We start from the raw sequence: 15,604 nt of genomic DNA on the forward strand, positions 1-15,604 counted from the left end.
AGTTAACTATCTTAAAAAGCCTCTGATTATGATTGTAATCAGAGGCTTTTATTCATCTAACATTAATATTGAATAGCCGATAATCATCAACGACGAAACGTTGGAGCGAAGTGAATGAAGAAGATTACCCAAGAAGTTAGCGATTTTATAAGCAGAGGAACCGACTCACATGTAAGAGTTGCTGTTACCGGGTTATCCCGTGCAGGCAAGACTGCGTTTATTACTTCATTGGTGAATCAGCTTTTACATACTTCAACGCACAGCAACCTGCCGCTATTGTCGTCAGCGCGAGAAGGTCGAATTATTGGTGCTAAACGCATCCCTCAAAACAATATGATGATTCCTCGCTTTTCTTACGACGAAGCGATGAACTCGTTGCAATCTGAACCTCCAGAGTGGCCAGTACCAACGAGAGATGTCAGTGAAATCCGTTTAGCTATTAAGTACCAGCCAACTAAAGGTGCAAAAAAGCTATTCTCTAAAAACAGTACACTTCATCTCGATATTGTTGATTATCCCGGCGAATGGTTACTTGATTTACCTTTGTTAGATATGGATTTTGACACATGGAGCCAAAACCAATTCGATACACTGAAAGGAAACAGAAAAGAGTTTGCAGGTGATTGGCTTTCGGTTCTTGATAGTTTTGATGCATTAGCGGATATCAATGAAAAGCAATTAGCTGATATCTCAGATATCTATACCCAATATTTATATACCTGCAAAAAAGAAGGGTTGCACTGGGTGCAACCTGGACGTTTTGTACTGCCTGGAGAATTGGCTGGAGCGCCTGTCTTGCAGTTTTTCCCTTGTATTGAACCAAGTGAAAAACCGAGTAAAGAGAGTAACTATTCGATGTTGAAATCGCGGTATGAAGAGTATCAACAGAAAGTGGTAAAAGCTTTTTATAAGAATCACTTCGCAACTTTTGATCGTCAAATTGTGCTGGTGGATTGTCTACAGCCTCTAAATGCAGGATATGACTCATTTATTGATATGAGAAACGCATTAGAGCAGCTATTAACGAGTTTTAAGTATGGGCGCAGTAACTTAGTAAAGCGTTTGTTTTCACCTAAAATAGATAAAATTTTGTTTGCTGCCTCGAAAGCAGATCACGTTACACCAGAGCAGCACCCTAATTTAGTGTCACTACTGCAACAAATGGTTCACCCTGCGTGGCAGCACGCTGCATTTGAGCATGTCGATATGAGCTGTATCAGCATTGCATCAATACAAGCGACGACATCGGGTTTTATTTCAAGAGGTGATGAAAATGTACCTGCACTTCAGGGTGTGAATTTAGAAGGTGTTTCGCAAACGCTTTACCCTGGAGAGGTGCCTAGGAGATTACCAAACAAGCAATATTGGCAGGATAATCACTTCGAGTTTACAAGTTTTAGACCATTAAGAACGGAATCGGATCAGCCTTGCAAACATGTTCGCTTAGATAAAGCGTTAGAGTTTTTGATTGGAGATAAACTGAAATGAGTGAATTTAAAACAAAACAAGTCTTTGATCAGCCTTTGAATACTAGCATGGGCTCTGATTCTAGTTTCCAGTCGGATACGACCGAAGCGCCTCAAGTGGATCTAAACACTCAGCAAATTTTTACTGAACAAGAAAAGTTTACGCCGGTTGTGACTGATGAAGTGGAAGTTGAAACTGAACAACAGTTAGAGCAAGTGATACGCCCAAGCAAACACAGTTCATGGTTTTGGACGGGGGTGCTTACTACGTTCACGGCATTAGTGGGCTGGCAAGCCGTTGACTCTGTTATTACTGCATTTCAAACGGCTGACTGGCTAACATTGGGTTGGACAGGCTTCATTGCTGGGATTGCTTCTCTTGGCTTAGGTGCTATTGGTAAAGAACTATGGAAATTACGCTCATTGAAAAAGCATTTCAGTGTGCAAGAGGTCAGTGAGAGCTTACTGACAAGTGATAGCGTAGGAAAAGGGAAAACATTTTGTGAAGATATAGCCAAGCAAGGTGGAATTAAAGAAGAAAGCCCAGCTTATGATAAGTGGAAAAACAGCGTAAACCCTTCACATAGTGATGCTGAAGTCCTTGATATGTACGATGCCATTGTCGTAAGCCAGCAAGATAAAGAAGCGACGCGGATTATCTCTAGATTTGCGACTGAATCTGCTGCGTTAGTGGCGGTTAGCCCACTTGCTGCAGTAGATATGCTGCTTGTCGCGTGGCGAAACTTCACCATGATCAATAAACTGGCACAAGTGTACGGTATTGAGTTGGGTTACTGGTCTCGTCTGAAATTATTCAAGCTCGTATTGCTTAATATGGCATTAGCAGGAGCAAGTGAGCTTGCGATTGATGCCAGTATGGATCTTATGTCCATGGACTTGGCTGGAAAAGTGTCTGCAAGAGCAGGGCAGGGGTTAGGAGTTGGAATTCTAACAGCTAGGGTTGGATTAAAAGCAATGTCATTACTGCGACCACTTCCTTGGCATAAAGATAGAAAAATTAAATTATCGGATTTTCGTAAAGCCATATTGTTAGAAGTGAAACGTATTACTTTGAAATAAATAAAACGCACCCATTTAGGGTGCGTTTATTGTATGCAGCTGACTTAGCCTACATTAAAAATGCATGATGAGTTGAGCAGATACACCGTAGTTATTGTCTGCACCGGCTTGTGCCGCTAAGTCGAAGCCAAAAATACCAAATGGTTTGAAACCTAAGCCTGCTGTGGCTAAGTCATCTGCATAGTCCGTTAAACTGTGCATATAGCCTAAACGAAGTTGAGCCCAGCTAAACGCATCCAATTCAGCCCCCACCTTCGCATACTGAGTTTTGTAGTCGTATTCTTTAAAGTGTTCTACTGCATTTAAATCTATGTCTGCTGTTAGGGTGTACCACGATTTATCATATGAGATGCCCAACACAAATTCTGGTTGAACAAGTACCGTTGCTTTTTGTCCGAAATGCGTTTTGGTTTTCAGTTCTTGCGATAGGATATTTTTAGCCGATAAACCGATGATTGCATGGTCTCCCCATTCATAAGCTGCGCCTAAGTCTATGTTGAATGCAGACTTCTCTACGTAATCCTCTTCAACATCAAAGTCGTCATCAAACTCATCCAGTGTTTCAACGTAGTTTAGACCGTAGATACGTTGGTATTTAGGTGAAATACCAAACATAAAGTCGTGCTCTTGAATGGTGAACGTATCAGCGAAGGTAAAACCCACGTCAACAATCGCGACTCCGACCGCCTGACCACTTGAAAGCAACTCTGAATCAGTAGGGTCATCATTGTGTAAGTCATCATCATGCACATTAAATCGAGCAATGGTGGCTATTTGAGACTTAATGAAGAAGTTGGTACTTACATGTCTATTTGGAATGGCGAATACAGTGCCTAAATTGGCTTCTACATTTACATTACCATTATCCAGTTGCTTTAATGCTTTACGCCATTCATCTAATAACTTGTCATTGTCAGGGTCAAATTGTAATTGGTCATCAATATCTTGGAAGTGATCCAATTTGTCTATCATGTCATCTCGGTCATGAACTCTTACCCCTATCACGGGAAGAATTAACCCGAAGTTATCCCCTTCTTTATAACGAGCCGCTAAAGCGGGATTATGAAAACTCGATGTAAGATAAGAGGCTGACGCCGCCCCAGTGCTGCCCATGCCAACACTTCTGGTATCGAAAGAAGTCATTGCAAAACTAGACGCTGAAAAGGTACTGATTAGCGTGAGGAATAGTTTAGAGTATTTCATATTTAAGCCGGGTGAGGTTTATACGGAATAATATAGGCTATGGGTGATTTGCTTTAAGTTCCATACAATAACCTTATTTTAAGTAAGTGGTTATTGCGAAATGTTACAGTTAGAAACCTTGATTGACGAGAGTAATGATAGATAAGCTTCTTAACTTGTTGATATTTAAAAGCTGAATAGATATAGACCGCTCTATGATGACTCTTTTCTTGACTGGTTCCATTGCTTAATTCAAACTAGTGTCAACTTTTCCTGACACCTTAATAGGACACATCTTGCGTCTTGAAGTATTGTGTGAAGATCGGCTTGGCTTAACGCGTGAGCTGCTCGATATTTTAGCCTCTAAAAGCATTGATTTACGTGGTATAGAAATTGATATTAAAGGCATCATTTATTTAAATTGTCCTGATATTGATTTTGATACCTTCAGTGAGTTGATGGCGGAAATTCGCCGCATTTCAGGTGTCAATGATGTCCGAAAAATTCAGTTTATGCCGAGCGAAAGGCACAACACTGAACTACTTGCACTATTAGCAAACCTTCCTGATCCAGTGATAGCTATTGACCTGAAAGGGTCTGTAGATATGGCAAACCACGCAGCCCTTAATCTATTCAATAAATTAGAAGAAGAAATTATTGGTGAGCCAGTGATTTCGTTTTTACCTACTTTTAATTTTTCACGTTGGATTGAAGGAGATGTTAATCGTCATCGTGAAGATGTGGTGTTAGATGGCCTAGACTACTCTATTGAGATTATTCCGGTTTATCTAGGTGGGGATGTATCTGAGCCAGTACTAGCAAGTGCAGTTATGACGATTCGTTCAAGCCGCCAGCAAGATGCCAATGCCCATGATTCCTTACCTGAAAAAAATAACCTAGGTTTTGAGCACTTTGTTGGTATTTCAAACCGCCATAAAGCTCTTATTAGTCAAGCAAAGAAACTAGCAATGCTTGACCAGCCCCTATTAATTGAAGGGGATACTGGTACTGGCAAAGAAATGCTAGCAAAAGCGTGTCATAACCGTTCCAACCGTGCTTCTTTTCCTTTTTTGATTTTAAGCTGTGCTTCAATGCCTGATGACGTGGCTGAAACCGAATTATTTGGTCATGCACCTGGCTCGTTTAATCATGAGCAAGGGCATAAAGGTATCTTTGAGCAGGCTAACGGCGGGACTGTATTCCTGGATGAGATTGGTGAAATGAGCCCTCATCTTCAAATCAAATTACTACGTTTTCTTCAAGATGGCACTTTCCGTCGTGTTGGGGAAGAAGAAGAAATGCATGTTGATGTGCGTATCATAGCTTCAACTCGTCATAAGCTAGGAGAACTGGCTGACTCTGGTTCTTTCCGTGAAGATCTCTTCTATAGATTGAATGTTTTGACTCTATCGATTCCAGCTTTAAAAGAAAGATCAAATGATGTTGGACCGTTACTAGAATTATTTACTGCCAAATATGCGCACCAGTTAGGTATGCTAAAACCAAAGCTAACGGAAGAGTTAGTCGTTCAATTAGGTAACTATCAATGGCCAGGTAATATTAGGCAGCTTGATAACATGGTACTAAGGGCACTGACGGAGCTTGATGGCGATACACTTTCTATTGAACAGTTCCATTTACCTAAGCTTGAAGCCGTTGCTTCAGGGATGGCGAGCATGAATATTGACGGCTCACTAGATGAAATTATGAAAGACTATGAATCTCAGATATTAGAGAAACTTTATCAGTCTTTCCCATCAAGTCGTAAACTCGCAAAGCGCTTAAATGTTTCTCATACTTCTATTGCAAATAAATTGCGTGATTATGGAATTCGTAAAAATTGATTGAAGATACCAGTACTAAAGAAAAAGTATTTAAACGGGATGGCGATTTAATATTACGCACTGCTGCACCTGGTGATGCTGAAATGATCAGCCAATACTTTATTACGAATCGTCAATATCTAAAGCCCTGGGAGCCTGCTAGAGAAGAACTTTTCTTTAGCGTCGAAGGGTGGAGCCAAAGGTTAATTAAGTTGCATGAGTTGCATAAAATGGGCTTGGGATATTATTGCGTTCTAATCAATGCTGAAACTAATGAAATGTTAGGAACGGTGTCTTTCAGTAATCTCTCCCGCTTTCCTTTTCATGCCTGTAATGTTGGTTATTCTTTGGCTGAAAGTGCACAAGGGCATGGCTATATGCGAAGAGGCTTAACCTTAGCCAAAGACTATATGTTTGATGTTCAGAATGTTCATCGATTGATGGCTGGTTATATGCCACGTAATAAACGCAGTGAAAATGTTTTAAACCACCTTGGCTTTGAACGCGAAGGTTATGCTAAAGATTATTTGCAGATAAACGGTAAATGGGAAGACCATATACTTACTGCCTTGGTTAATCCTAATTGGCAAGATACTCGAATAAGTTAAGGATTGGCTCACTAACCGATTCAGCTAATTTAATACGTAAATAAGAATTAAGAATATATAATATTAGAAGCATAGCGTTCTAATAATTTAGTTAAGGATATTTGATGTCATATACAACTTTGGATGAATACCAAAGAAAATGGATTTTCACTCACCAATCTATGCCTTTACCAGCTGAAGATTTAGAGAAGATCAAACCAATGACTCAGGCTCGTGCTGCGCAGTTTTGGAAAGAGAACGTGAGCCCACAAAGCCCAGATTCAGAACGCCTAAGCACACAAGACTGGCCAAGCAAAGCTTCCAATTGGAAAGATGAAATCAAGTGGATGAGCTGTTGGGATTCCGATGAACCAGAGCTTCCAGAAGGTATTTTGGAACATATTGACTGGCAAGATGATGTAACGGTTTACTTCTGTTACGAGAAATACAATGTGCTAGAAACCAAATGGTCAGTATTTAAAAAGCATTGGAAGAACTTTTTGTTTTACGATGATGGACCTATCCTGCTTGGTCGACGTCGTACAGAAACGCTATGGTTTTCTACCAAAGGTACAGTTAAGTTAGGTAACAGAACCTAGCTTCAATACGTATTCAGACTCATAGACGTTATATATTAAAGCGGGCAGTAGCTCGCTTTTTCTTTTATCAGTCCATATCGTGCTTCCTTCCGTATCTCTTTGTCTTGCTTAACGTCTTAATTCACCTCCTTCTTCAGTATTAATTTTTGACCAGTTGTAAGCCTTCATCAATATTTAATATGCATCATGTATATCTAAGTAAGATCTATATGTGGATGATATTTAATCAATCATCATATTAAGTTAATAAGTGTAATATCTTGCAGAATCGTATTTTGTTTGTTGAATGTAATTAAATTTAGACTATATTTAAGGTACGACCCTGTGTGGAGGTGCCGTATGATTTGGGAAACTCTCGAACGTGTAAATAAACTTCGCAAGGCAGCGTTAGAAGATCCAGAGTTTTTGGACTCGGCTAGAGTTCATGAGGAATGGATTTTAAATCAAACAAACAATAAAGGAGGGAAAACCACAGAAAAACGTAAAGAAAAGAAATTATCTGATATATATGAGCACACTGATTTTTCAATTAACCCTAGCGGTTCCAAACATTAAGTTTAACTAAATAATGAACACATTTGTAATTAACAAAAAATGCCACTATAAAATCTAAAGCTAAGATTTATAGTGGCATTTTCATTTATGTAACCATCATTAAAGCTAAAGCTAAAGCTAAAGCTAAAGCTAAAGCTAAAGTTAGAAAGCTTAAGGAAGGTTCTTTAATTATTAATGAGGCTTAACCCACTTGGTAAGGCATCACCAAATACTCTCTTAGATTCACTTTCCGAAAGCTCTTTCACTTCAGAAACGAGGCTAACCCAAGAATCAGGCACTTTACTCTGCTGTAATTTATTTAATACTTGCTCACGATAATCGTCTGAAATATCAAATAATCTATCACCGGTTTTGCGGCAGATCATAACAGCTGCAAACGCTATCATTGGTTCTTTTTGCCAGTTTTGTTCCAGTAGTTTTGGTAGCCATTGTTCAGCTTGTTCGCGAGGAATGACATTATGCTGGCTGCCATATAATGGAGTACGACAGGCTAGGCGACCGAGTGCCCACCAGTGCGCTTGACCAAATTGTGTTTGATTAAGTGCTTTGTTTAAAAACCAGGTGGATAGCAGAGACTTATCTTCTACGTCTAGGTGTTCAAGTGATGCAGCTAATCGAACCATAGATTCATAGCCTTTGTCTTGAGCTTCCTGTACAGATTTAGGGTTCTTTGCAGCCCCAGGATGAAGATACTTTGCTATGTCAGCTAGGATAGTTTCTTGCTGATCTTGAGATAGACCGCCTGAAATCCTTCTCCAGAATACCCACCAATCTGTCCAACCTTGGTGGTTTTGGAATTGAATAGTTTGCTGATATAGACCCCAGATCTGCTCGATACGCCAAGAATCTGTTGGATCACCAAAACCAGGTCTCATTGAGAAACCAGCTAGGCGCAGCCAATTTTTTTCATGTGCTTCAGAGCGGCGGCGACGTTTACGTCCAAGAGAGAAGCTATCAAACAGTTGGCGCAAGGTAGAGAAGTCCCATTCGTCTTTTTTGCCTAAACGTTTTTCAAGTTCTTTCGAAATAGTTTTAATCTCTTTTGTATCTGCGCTTTTTTTATTTCCGCTGTATAGCCTAGAGATCAGCTCTTTACATTCAGCAAGGCGAGGGTGAAGTTGCTCTTCTTCTGAGTCATCACTTTGCTTATTACGTACTTCAAATTCAAGTAACCAACGTTTACTTTCGTCTTCAACGCTGACGCATTCCATTTTCAATGTACCGACTTCTGTGAGCTGGCAAGCCAGTTGAACTTCAACACGTTCTTTTTGGTTTGCTTGTAGTGCAATAGAATCAGTGCTGTCTAGTGTTGAAATATACGGAGGAAGAGGAGAAAAAAGATCAGGGTTTACATTGACCATCACACCGTTTTGAATTGCAGTGTCATGGGCGATTTGATCATGCGTGGAGGTAAGTAAGTTAAAACGAACTGGCTCACCCAGCGTTAGGGAGAAGCGTCGACCATTCAATCGAATTTCTTGACCTTCTTCTGTCCCTTTCGCTAATAAGCATAATGCCTTACCCATTTTATTCTTTTCTTGAAGATGTAAGAAATAAGAACGAGCAGCGCCTCCACCAATTTTCAGTTGAGCACCACGTCGGGCTTTACCAAAGGCAACCGCACCTAATGCAACAGACCAATCTGGGTGAGGGTTATCTAAAACAGTGACTGGTGAACCTTTCCAGTTCCCCAGTAATTGAGTGACACGCTGCGTTACAAGGTCACTATTAAATACGCCACCATTTAGCAGCACACCTACGGGTACGGCTGGTTGCGATGGATCGAAATTAATTTGGTCGGAATTTTCTAATGCTGCTTGTGATACTTGTTGATGCTGAGTTAAAAATTCAGCGACATGTTTACTCACCGCAGGATCAGCTACATAGGGCAAACCGAACTCAACAACGGCACTTCGGCGTTTGTCTGGAACGTCATTAAAATCTGACAATGGGAAAAAGCCATCTAACGCGATGTTGTGAACTTCTTGTTTGGTCAAGCCTATGCTTTTAGTACCACCAAGCAACTTGGAACCGCTGCCTAACATGGTGATCTTTACTTCTTCAGGTGCATTTGAGGACAGTAAGTTTTCTTTTGCTTTACGAGTTTGCTGGATTAATTTTGTCAGGCTTGCTGCATTAAGCTTTTTACCTTGGTTGAATCGTTGTTCAGCAAGGTGAGCTAAGGCTAAATCAAGGTTATCACCACCCAACATTAAGTGCTCACCAACCCCAATTCGATCTAATGCTAATTCATCTTTTTCAAATTTGGCTTCAATTAAGCTTAAATCGGTCGTACCACCACCTACATCACAAACCAGAATAAGCGGGAGCTGCTTTAACTCATCTGATGCTGTTTGTTGGTGTCTTGCATACCAGTCATAACAAACTGCCTGTGGTTCTTCGAGTAAAATGATTTTGCCTAAACCTGCCAGTTCAGCTGATTCAAGTGTCAGCTTACGTGCTGTTTCATCAAATGATGCAGGCACGGTGACGACAACATCTTGATTTTCAAGTTTATTGCTTGGATTACGGTAATTCCACGCTTGGCGGATATGGTTAAGGTAGCTAGCACTTGCGACTACTGGAGAAACCTTATCTACATCTTGAGCACCAGCCCAAGGTAGAATTTCTGAATTTCGGTCAACTGCCTGATGCGACAGCCAGCTTTTCGCACTGGATACTTGGCGACCTTCTACTTTAGCACCAAGCTCACGCGCCCATTCACCCACAATAACATTTGAAGTGTCACCTTCGACTAATGCTGTATCCCAAGGCAGGGTTAAGTCTGAGTCTGATATTTGGCTTTGTGCTGGGTGGTAACGAAAAGAGGGAAGCAGGGGTTTACGAACGACTTCTCCAGGACCAATGAGTTGGTCTATATCGAATAATGAAACGGGAGAGTGTTGTAAGTCATCGGTGATTTCACAGTATGCGACAACAGTATTCGTTGTGCCTAAATCAATGCCGACGAGAAAACGAGGAGATGCCATTACTGAACCTCACAAGATATATGGATTAAAAAACGGCACCAATTAGGTGCCGTTAAATATATGTGTATTAGTGTTGATGATGGTGAGATTGAGTACTGTCTTGCTGAACATTTTCAGAGTCAGAACTTGTCTCTTCACGGACATCAAATTCAACGTGCCATTTTTGACCGTTATCAGTTGCGATAGCTTCTAAATATAAAGTGCCAAGCTCAGTCACACGTGATGCCAAAGTTACAGGAACCACTTCACCTTCACGGCGACCTTCAGAAACAGGTAAAGTCACTTGAATCTCAGGTAGCTCATCTAAATCTTCTGGGGCCCAATGATCCAAATGTGTCCCAGCTTCATCTTCACGACGAGTCGTTGAACCAAAGAATTGGAAGTGAACCGGTTGACCAATAACTAGACCAAACTCTTGGCTAGGTACTTGAACACTTGAGCCTTCTTCCATTCCGAAAGGCGCTACACAAAGTGCTTCCATTGGTGGAGCCATTCCTGGAATTGCAGGCATCGCACTTTCTATACCGACGTAGTAGCTTGAAGCAATACCACCGCGGATGCGAACGCCTTGACCACGGCGAACAGAGCCATAGTATGAAGCACCACTTGCTACGGCTAAGTCTAAGTCCAGACCTGATAATTGCTTCGCAGATTCAGCTTCTGCTGAAATTAGCCATGCATTGATGGTTGAAGATAAGCGCTCAGAAAGTAATGGAGACTTAAGCACACCACCATTGAATAAAATAGCGCTTGGCTTGATGAAATCAGCAGTTGGTGCATCTGCTCCTGGCATGCCAGGCATATTAGCAAACGGGTTAAAGTCTTGCTGTTGTTCAGACGCGCCGCCCAATGCATTTGCTTGCTTTGAAAGGAAAGCTGCGATGTGACGAGTGATACCCGCATCTTGCGCGTAAGGTAGACCCATCTGAGTAAGTGCGCCACGAGCTTTTTGTACAGGGTGCTCTGTAACAGCAATTTGTGGGAAGAAACCATCAACCAATGTTTGCTGAACTTCTTGCTGAGTGAGCTCTGTTTTTAGTGTTGCGCCAAGTAGTTTGGAGCCACGACTAGGCACAACAATGGGTACAGCTTGCAGTTCTGCGTCGTTCAATAGTGCTTCTTTTGCATCACGGCAAGCATGAGTCATTGCTTGAACTTGCCAAGGGGCTAATTCTTTACCATCTTGAGCGAGCTTCATCTTTAGGCGATAAGCAAGAGCAAGGTCCATGTTGTCACCGCCAAGTAGGATGTGCTCACCTACTGCAATACGGCTTAAAGTCAGGTTACCTTCGTCTTCTTTTACTTCAACTAAAGAAAGGTCAGTTGTACCACCACCAATATCGACAACGAGTACTACATCACCGACATTTACTTCATCACGCCAAGTGTCGTTGCTATTGTCGATCCAGCTATAAAGTGCGGCTTGTGGTTCTTCTAGTAGTGTTAAGTGTTCAAAACCAACATTACGAGCGGCTTCGGCTGTTAAATCACGAGCAGCAGGGTCAAATGAAGCTGGAACAGTAATAGTGACATCTTGATCAGCAAGTTTGTGTTCAGGATGGGTATGATTCCAAGCATCTTTTAGATGTTCAAGGTATAGCTCAGTCGTTTTTAGAGGCGATACTTTTTCGACTTCTTCAGGGCTGCCCGCCGGTAGGAATGCATCACGGCGGTTTACACCAGAATGACATAACCAAGACTTAGCACTCGCGATCAAACGAATCGGTGTCTTTGAACCAAGGTTACGAGCGATAGCGCCAACAAGTGCTTTTGGCTCAGAAGACCAAGGTAAAACACGTGAATTACTGTTCATTTCATGTTCGTGAGGTTGATACAAGAATGAACCGAGTTGGCTGCGTGTTTCAACCGTACCTGGAGCCGTAAGCTGCGGGATTGGCATAACTTCAACACGTGCATCTTCATCTGTTGTATCTAGAAATGACAGTACGCAGTGAGTCGTACCTAAGTCAATTCCCACACTGAATTTTGGTCCAGTGTTCAGCTCATCGGCATTAAGTGTATTGTTCTGATCCATTAAAGTTCAACCTCTGCTGGAGCAATAACTGAAGCGTCGTAGTTTTCAGCTAGCTTAGGTAAGTTCATGCCAGTCGCTTTCCAACCTTTGTGAACTAGAGTGCCACTAAATGGGGCATTACCCGTTACATTACCAGTTAAGCGTACTTCTTGAGGATTGAAGCCTTCAGCAATAGTGATTCGTGTTTCTTCATCTTCAGAGCGGATATGAGCTAACGTTACGTAATCGCCCAATACCTTTTTACCGCCAGTATGAATAACGCGAGCTGCAGCGCCCACTTCTTCATCAGAGAATGAGGTTAAGTCTTCTTGAAGGAAGTCAATTAGGCGAGCTTCTTGCTGCATGATTGACAATAACTGCATTGCAGAGTCGGTTGATGCAGTTGCAAGTTTAGATTCAACTTCGACAACTTTTTCGATGACCTTTTCAACTTCAACGACTTTCTCAACTTCTACAATTTTTTCTACTGGTTTTTCAACTTCAACGATTTTTTCAACAGGTTTTTCTACAACTTTTTCGATAACTTTCGACTTACGTGAAACAGCAATCAAAAGTAGCAAAACGCTTGAAGAAGCAAGACCTGCATGCAGCATGTCAAACGTTTGTGGAATTAGGTTTAAATCAAAGTTCATTGTGATGTCTCTATAGATTGATTTAACGGTATATTCATTTCATCAGATACAAATCATAGATTGAAAGGATATACAGATTGGAAAGAATGAACTGATACATGCGGCATCAGGTTTCTTTCAAGCTTTAAATATGGGGTAGATACTAGCATATTCAAGGCTTAAGGGCTTATTTTCTAGTTTTTTTCGACTTCAAATTAGGTCTGTTTGCTTTATTTTTAATCAATGATTTGATGCTTTTTATGTCATATTTTGGGTGAATTACTCAGAATGCCTACTTAGTACACATTTGGAGCTAATGATTGTTCGTGAATGGAGTTTGCCGTGTGTATAATTTAATTATCAAAAGATTTTATTTGGAATGCTAATGCCTAACAGTGCAGACCCTATTACAGGGCTGAAGAAACGAACACTTCCTTTGCTGACTTTCGCTGCTTCTATCGCTGTTACTGTGTTATGCCTTGTTTTCATTGCGATAAACCAAAAAGAATCCATGTTATCTAATATGGACAATATCGCTGAGCGTCAAGTTCAAAGCTTACGAATGTTCATCAAAAATGATGTGGCATATATTGGTTCTGGTGCTAATTTCTTCTCGTCAACTGAAAGGCAGTATTGGGATAAGTTCAATACATTTGCCAAACGAACCATTCAGGGTTCAAAAAGTTTGATTGGCTTACAGTGGATGGAAAAAGTATCGAGTGACCAAATTGAAGCTCATACCCAAAGGCTAAAATCATTACACCCTTCTTATCAATTATTCACCGTTCCTAAAGATGGTCCCAAAACTCTAGGGTATATAATGGGTGACCAGCCCGTATTCATTGCTTCAGATATACACCCACGTACATCTGAAAACATTAATTTGTTAGGCTTCTACTCTTCACGCGAGCGCTTCCAACTTATTATCGACAACATCCTTGAAACGCGAGAAGCAAATCTCTCTGATAAAGTTCGTTTGCTACAAGATGGTCTAGATAAACACTTAGAAAAAACTGGAATGTTGGTTTATCACCCAGTTTTTGACTCCGATGACAAGGAGTTACTTGGCGTCGTCATTGGTGTGGTTCGTACCACTTACTATTTTGAGAATTTGCTAGCCTCGACGTTAGTCGATCTTGATATTTTCATTCGTGTGACTGACTTGGGTTTTGATGCCGAAGACGATCCTATTTTATTTGAAACAGAAGGTTTTGCAGAAGTATCTGGGCACCAAATTAGTAAGGTGATTAGCTTACCTAACCGTGATTGGGTTGTTGAATTTAGGATTGGGTCGCTGATCTCTAATGGTGGTTACTTGGTTTTAGTTGGCATGGCATCCGTTGGGGTGATGATTTCATTTTTACTTGCTTATATTGTGAATTTGCAAGTTCGTGAAAAAGAGCGCTTATCAGATATGCTAGACAAGAAAACGGAAGAGCTTCGCTTTCTTGTTGAGCACGATAGTTTGACTGAGCTTTTAAATCGAAGAGCTTTTAATACCAAGCTTAAGGGGTGGTTAAAATCAAAGCCTAGATTTAGTCTAGTGGGTTTTGATATTGATAAATTCAAAGGCATCAATGATAAATTTGGTCATCCAGCAGGGGATGCACTGCTTAAGCATGTAAGTCAAATCATCGGTAATCAATTGCACTCGTCTGATTACCTATTCCGATTGGGTGGTGATGAGTTTTGCATTCTTACTGAAGTTTATGAATATGATGACTTACACGATTACCTTAATGAAATCCTAGAACTTGTAAGTAGTACACCGATAGATTATCGAGGTGAAAGCTTACACTGCACTTTGAGTGTAGGTGCGGGTATTTATGATGGTGAAACTGCTGAGCAATTATTGCAGAAAGCCGATAGCCATTTATATGAAAGTAAGATGAATGGTCGAAATCAAGTCACAATTGCAGGCTAATTGAACACTTGGCAGCGATAGGGTCGAGTTATTGAGTCGTGTCAGGTACAATTTGTTCAAATTTTAAAAAGAGATAATTAGGCAACGTATGAATCACAATCGAGTGGTATGTTTCGATTTGGAAATGTGCTGTTGGAGCGAAAATGGCGTAGGTACGACAGGCGAAATCATAGAAGTGGGTTTGGCTGAAATCGATCTTTCGTCAGGAAAAATCGTGAAGCGAGCACAATACTACGTAAAGCCTGAGAAAGATGAAGTCTCTTTGTTTTGTGCCGAACTGACAGGTATTACTCCTCGTAAGATTGAGAAGCAAGGTCGGCCACTAGAATCCGTGATTCAATCTATGTTGAAAAACTTTGGTGGACCTAAAAAGATCTATGCAGCGTGGGGAAGGGACGACCTTATCTTACATAACGAATGTAAAGAGAAAGGCATTGAACCTCTTTTTTCTGAGTTTATTAACTTAGCGACGTTGTATCGTATTCAGAATCGTCTTAAAGAAAAGCGCATTGGCCACCGTGCAGCCCAAGAAGCTCAAGACATTGAGTGGGAAGGTAGACAACATTCGGGCTATGTTGATGCGTACAATTTAGCAAAGTTGGCACTGACTATGTTGTGATATTAAAGCTTTGCTTTGCTCAGTTTGGTTGTTGCAAAATAAAAGGTCGCTTAAATGCGACCTTTTTAGTTTTCGACTTGCTTGGGTTATGGCGTATTGATCGGTTTTTACAATCGTCACACCATTTATCGTA

Annotated in this window: 12 protein-coding genes; 8 read left to right on the forward strand and 4 right to left on the reverse strand. The window is 40.9% G+C overall.

All coding sequences use genetic code 11. The annotated features are described in order from the left end of the window. Window positions 1-114 precede the first annotated feature (114 nt). Together L4C37_RS11890 and L4C37_RS11895 are read left to right on the forward strand one after the other, a co-directional pair. On the forward strand, window positions 115-1,488 hold the full coding sequence (locus tag L4C37_RS11890) for a YcjX family GTP-binding protein (RefSeq protein ID WP_429768693.1): 1,374 nt from the start codon (window positions 115-117) through the stop codon (window positions 1,486-1,488). After that, window positions 1,485-2,546, forward strand: a complete 1,062-nt coding sequence (locus L4C37_RS11895; protein WP_429768694.1) for a YcjF family protein — start codon at window positions 1,485-1,487, stop codon at window positions 2,544-2,546. The genes L4C37_RS11890 and L4C37_RS11895 overlap by 4 nt, the downstream gene beginning before the upstream one ends. 54 nt (window positions 2,547-2,600) lie before the next feature. On the opposite strand, the gene L4C37_RS11900 is transcribed toward L4C37_RS11895, so the two are convergent. Then, on the reverse strand, window positions 2,601-3,749 hold the full coding sequence (locus L4C37_RS11900; RefSeq protein WP_429768696.1) for a conjugal transfer protein TraF: 1,149 nt from the start codon (window positions 3,747-3,749) through the stop codon (window positions 2,601-2,603). A 275-nt stretch (window positions 3,750-4,024) separates the two neighbouring features. Here L4C37_RS11900 and tyrR point away from each other — a divergent pair, with 275 nt between their 5' ends. The 4 genes from tyrR (at window position 4,025) to L4C37_RS11920 (ending at window position 7,292) form a co-directional block, all read left to right on the forward strand. Beyond that, window positions 4,025-5,572 carry a transcriptional regulator TyrR gene (gene tyrR / locus L4C37_RS11905; RefSeq protein ID WP_273295282.1) on the forward strand — a complete coding sequence of 516 codons (1,548 nt, stop codon included), beginning with the start codon at window positions 4,025-4,027 and terminating at the stop codon, window positions 5,570-5,572. Next, the gene (gene rimJ / locus L4C37_RS11910) at window positions 5,572-6,159 is read left to right on the forward strand and encodes a ribosomal protein S5-alanine N-acetyltransferase (protein ID WP_273295290.1); all 588 of its coding nucleotides are present in this window, start codon (window positions 5,572-5,574) and stop codon (window positions 6,157-6,159) included. Before tyrR ends, rimJ begins: the two co-directional genes overlap by 1 nt. 104 nt (window positions 6,160-6,263) lie before the next feature. After that, a complete protein-coding gene (locus L4C37_RS11915) occupies window positions 6,264-6,737 on the forward strand; it encodes a DUF2947 domain-containing protein (RefSeq protein ID WP_137372623.1) in 474 nt (157 codons plus the stop codon). A 339-nt stretch (window positions 6,738-7,076) separates the two neighbouring features. Further along, window positions 7,077-7,292, forward strand: coding sequence for a hypothetical protein (locus L4C37_RS11920; RefSeq protein ID WP_137372624.1), 216 nt, complete (start codon window positions 7,077-7,079; stop codon window positions 7,290-7,292). A gap of 164 nt (window positions 7,293-7,456) precedes the next feature. On the opposite strand, the gene L4C37_RS11925 is transcribed toward L4C37_RS11920, so the two are convergent. From L4C37_RS11925 to L4C37_RS11935, 3 genes are all read right to left on the reverse strand, one after another. Then, window positions 7,457-10,282, reverse strand: a complete 2,826-nt coding sequence (locus L4C37_RS11925; protein ID WP_429768698.1) for an Hsp70 family protein — start codon at window positions 10,280-10,282, stop codon at window positions 7,457-7,459. Between the two features lie 67 nt (window positions 10,283-10,349). Beyond that, the gene (locus tag L4C37_RS11930) at window positions 10,350-12,317 is read right to left on the reverse strand and encodes an Hsp70 family protein (protein ID WP_429768699.1); all 1,968 of its coding nucleotides are present in this window, start codon (window positions 12,315-12,317) and stop codon (window positions 10,350-10,352) included. Continuing rightward, window positions 12,317-12,949, reverse strand: coding sequence for a DUF2760 domain-containing protein (locus L4C37_RS11935; protein WP_137372627.1), 633 nt, complete (start codon window positions 12,947-12,949; stop codon window positions 12,317-12,319). Before L4C37_RS11935 ends, L4C37_RS11930 begins: the two co-directional genes overlap by 1 nt. A gap of 364 nt (window positions 12,950-13,313) precedes the next feature. On the opposite strand from L4C37_RS11935, the gene L4C37_RS11940 reads away from it, so the two are divergent. Both L4C37_RS11940 and L4C37_RS11945 read left to right on the forward strand, forming a co-directional pair. Beyond that, window positions 13,314-14,852: a sensor domain-containing diguanylate cyclase gene (locus L4C37_RS11940; protein WP_429768701.1), complete on the forward strand. Its 1,539-nt coding sequence runs from the start codon at window positions 13,314-13,316 to the stop codon at window positions 14,850-14,852. An 88-nt stretch (window positions 14,853-14,940) separates the two neighbouring features. Further along, the gene (locus L4C37_RS11945) at window positions 14,941-15,471 is read left to right on the forward strand and encodes a 3'-5' exonuclease (protein ID WP_137372629.1); all 531 of its coding nucleotides are present in this window, start codon (window positions 14,941-14,943) and stop codon (window positions 15,469-15,471) included. Window positions 15,472-15,604: the final 133 nt, after the last annotated feature.

The organism is Vibrio kagoshimensis (assembly GCF_050337535.1).
GTDB lineage: Bacteria > Pseudomonadota > Gammaproteobacteria > Enterobacterales > Vibrionaceae > Vibrio > Vibrio gallaecicus.

Excerpts from the sequence above, each read along its gene's own strand:
- L4C37_RS11890 (WP_429768693.1), top strand. The coding sequence starts at position 115 with ATGAAGAAGATTACCCAAGAAGTTAGCGATTTTATAAGCAGAGGAACC.
- L4C37_RS11895 (WP_429768694.1), top strand. The coding sequence starts at position 1,485 with ATGAGTGAATTTAAAACAAAACAAGTCTTTGATCAGCCTTTGAATACT.
- L4C37_RS11900 (WP_429768696.1), bottom strand. The coding sequence starts at position 3,749 with ATGAAATACTCTAAACTATTCCTCACGCTAATCAGTACCTTTTCAGCG.
- L4C37_RS11915 (WP_137372623.1), top strand. The coding sequence starts at position 6,264 with ATGTCATATACAACTTTGGATGAATACCAAAGAAAATGGATTTTCACT.
- L4C37_RS11920 (WP_137372624.1), top strand. The coding sequence starts at position 7,077 with ATGATTTGGGAAACTCTCGAACGTGTAAATAAACTTCGCAAGGCAGCG.
- L4C37_RS11925 (WP_429768698.1), bottom strand. The coding sequence starts at position 10,282 with ATGGCATCTCCTCGTTTTCTCGTCGGCATTGATTTAGGCACAACGAAT.
- L4C37_RS11930 (WP_429768699.1), bottom strand. The coding sequence starts at position 12,317 with ATGGATCAGAACAATACACTTAATGCCGATGAGCTGAACACTGGACCA.
- L4C37_RS11935 (WP_137372627.1), bottom strand. The coding sequence starts at position 12,949 with ATGAACTTTGATTTAAACCTAATTCCACAAACGTTTGACATGCTGCAT.
- L4C37_RS11940 (WP_429768701.1), top strand. The coding sequence starts at position 13,314 with ATGCCTAACAGTGCAGACCCTATTACAGGGCTGAAGAAACGAACACTT.
- L4C37_RS11945 (WP_137372629.1), top strand. The coding sequence starts at position 14,941 with ATGAATCACAATCGAGTGGTATGTTTCGATTTGGAAATGTGCTGTTGG.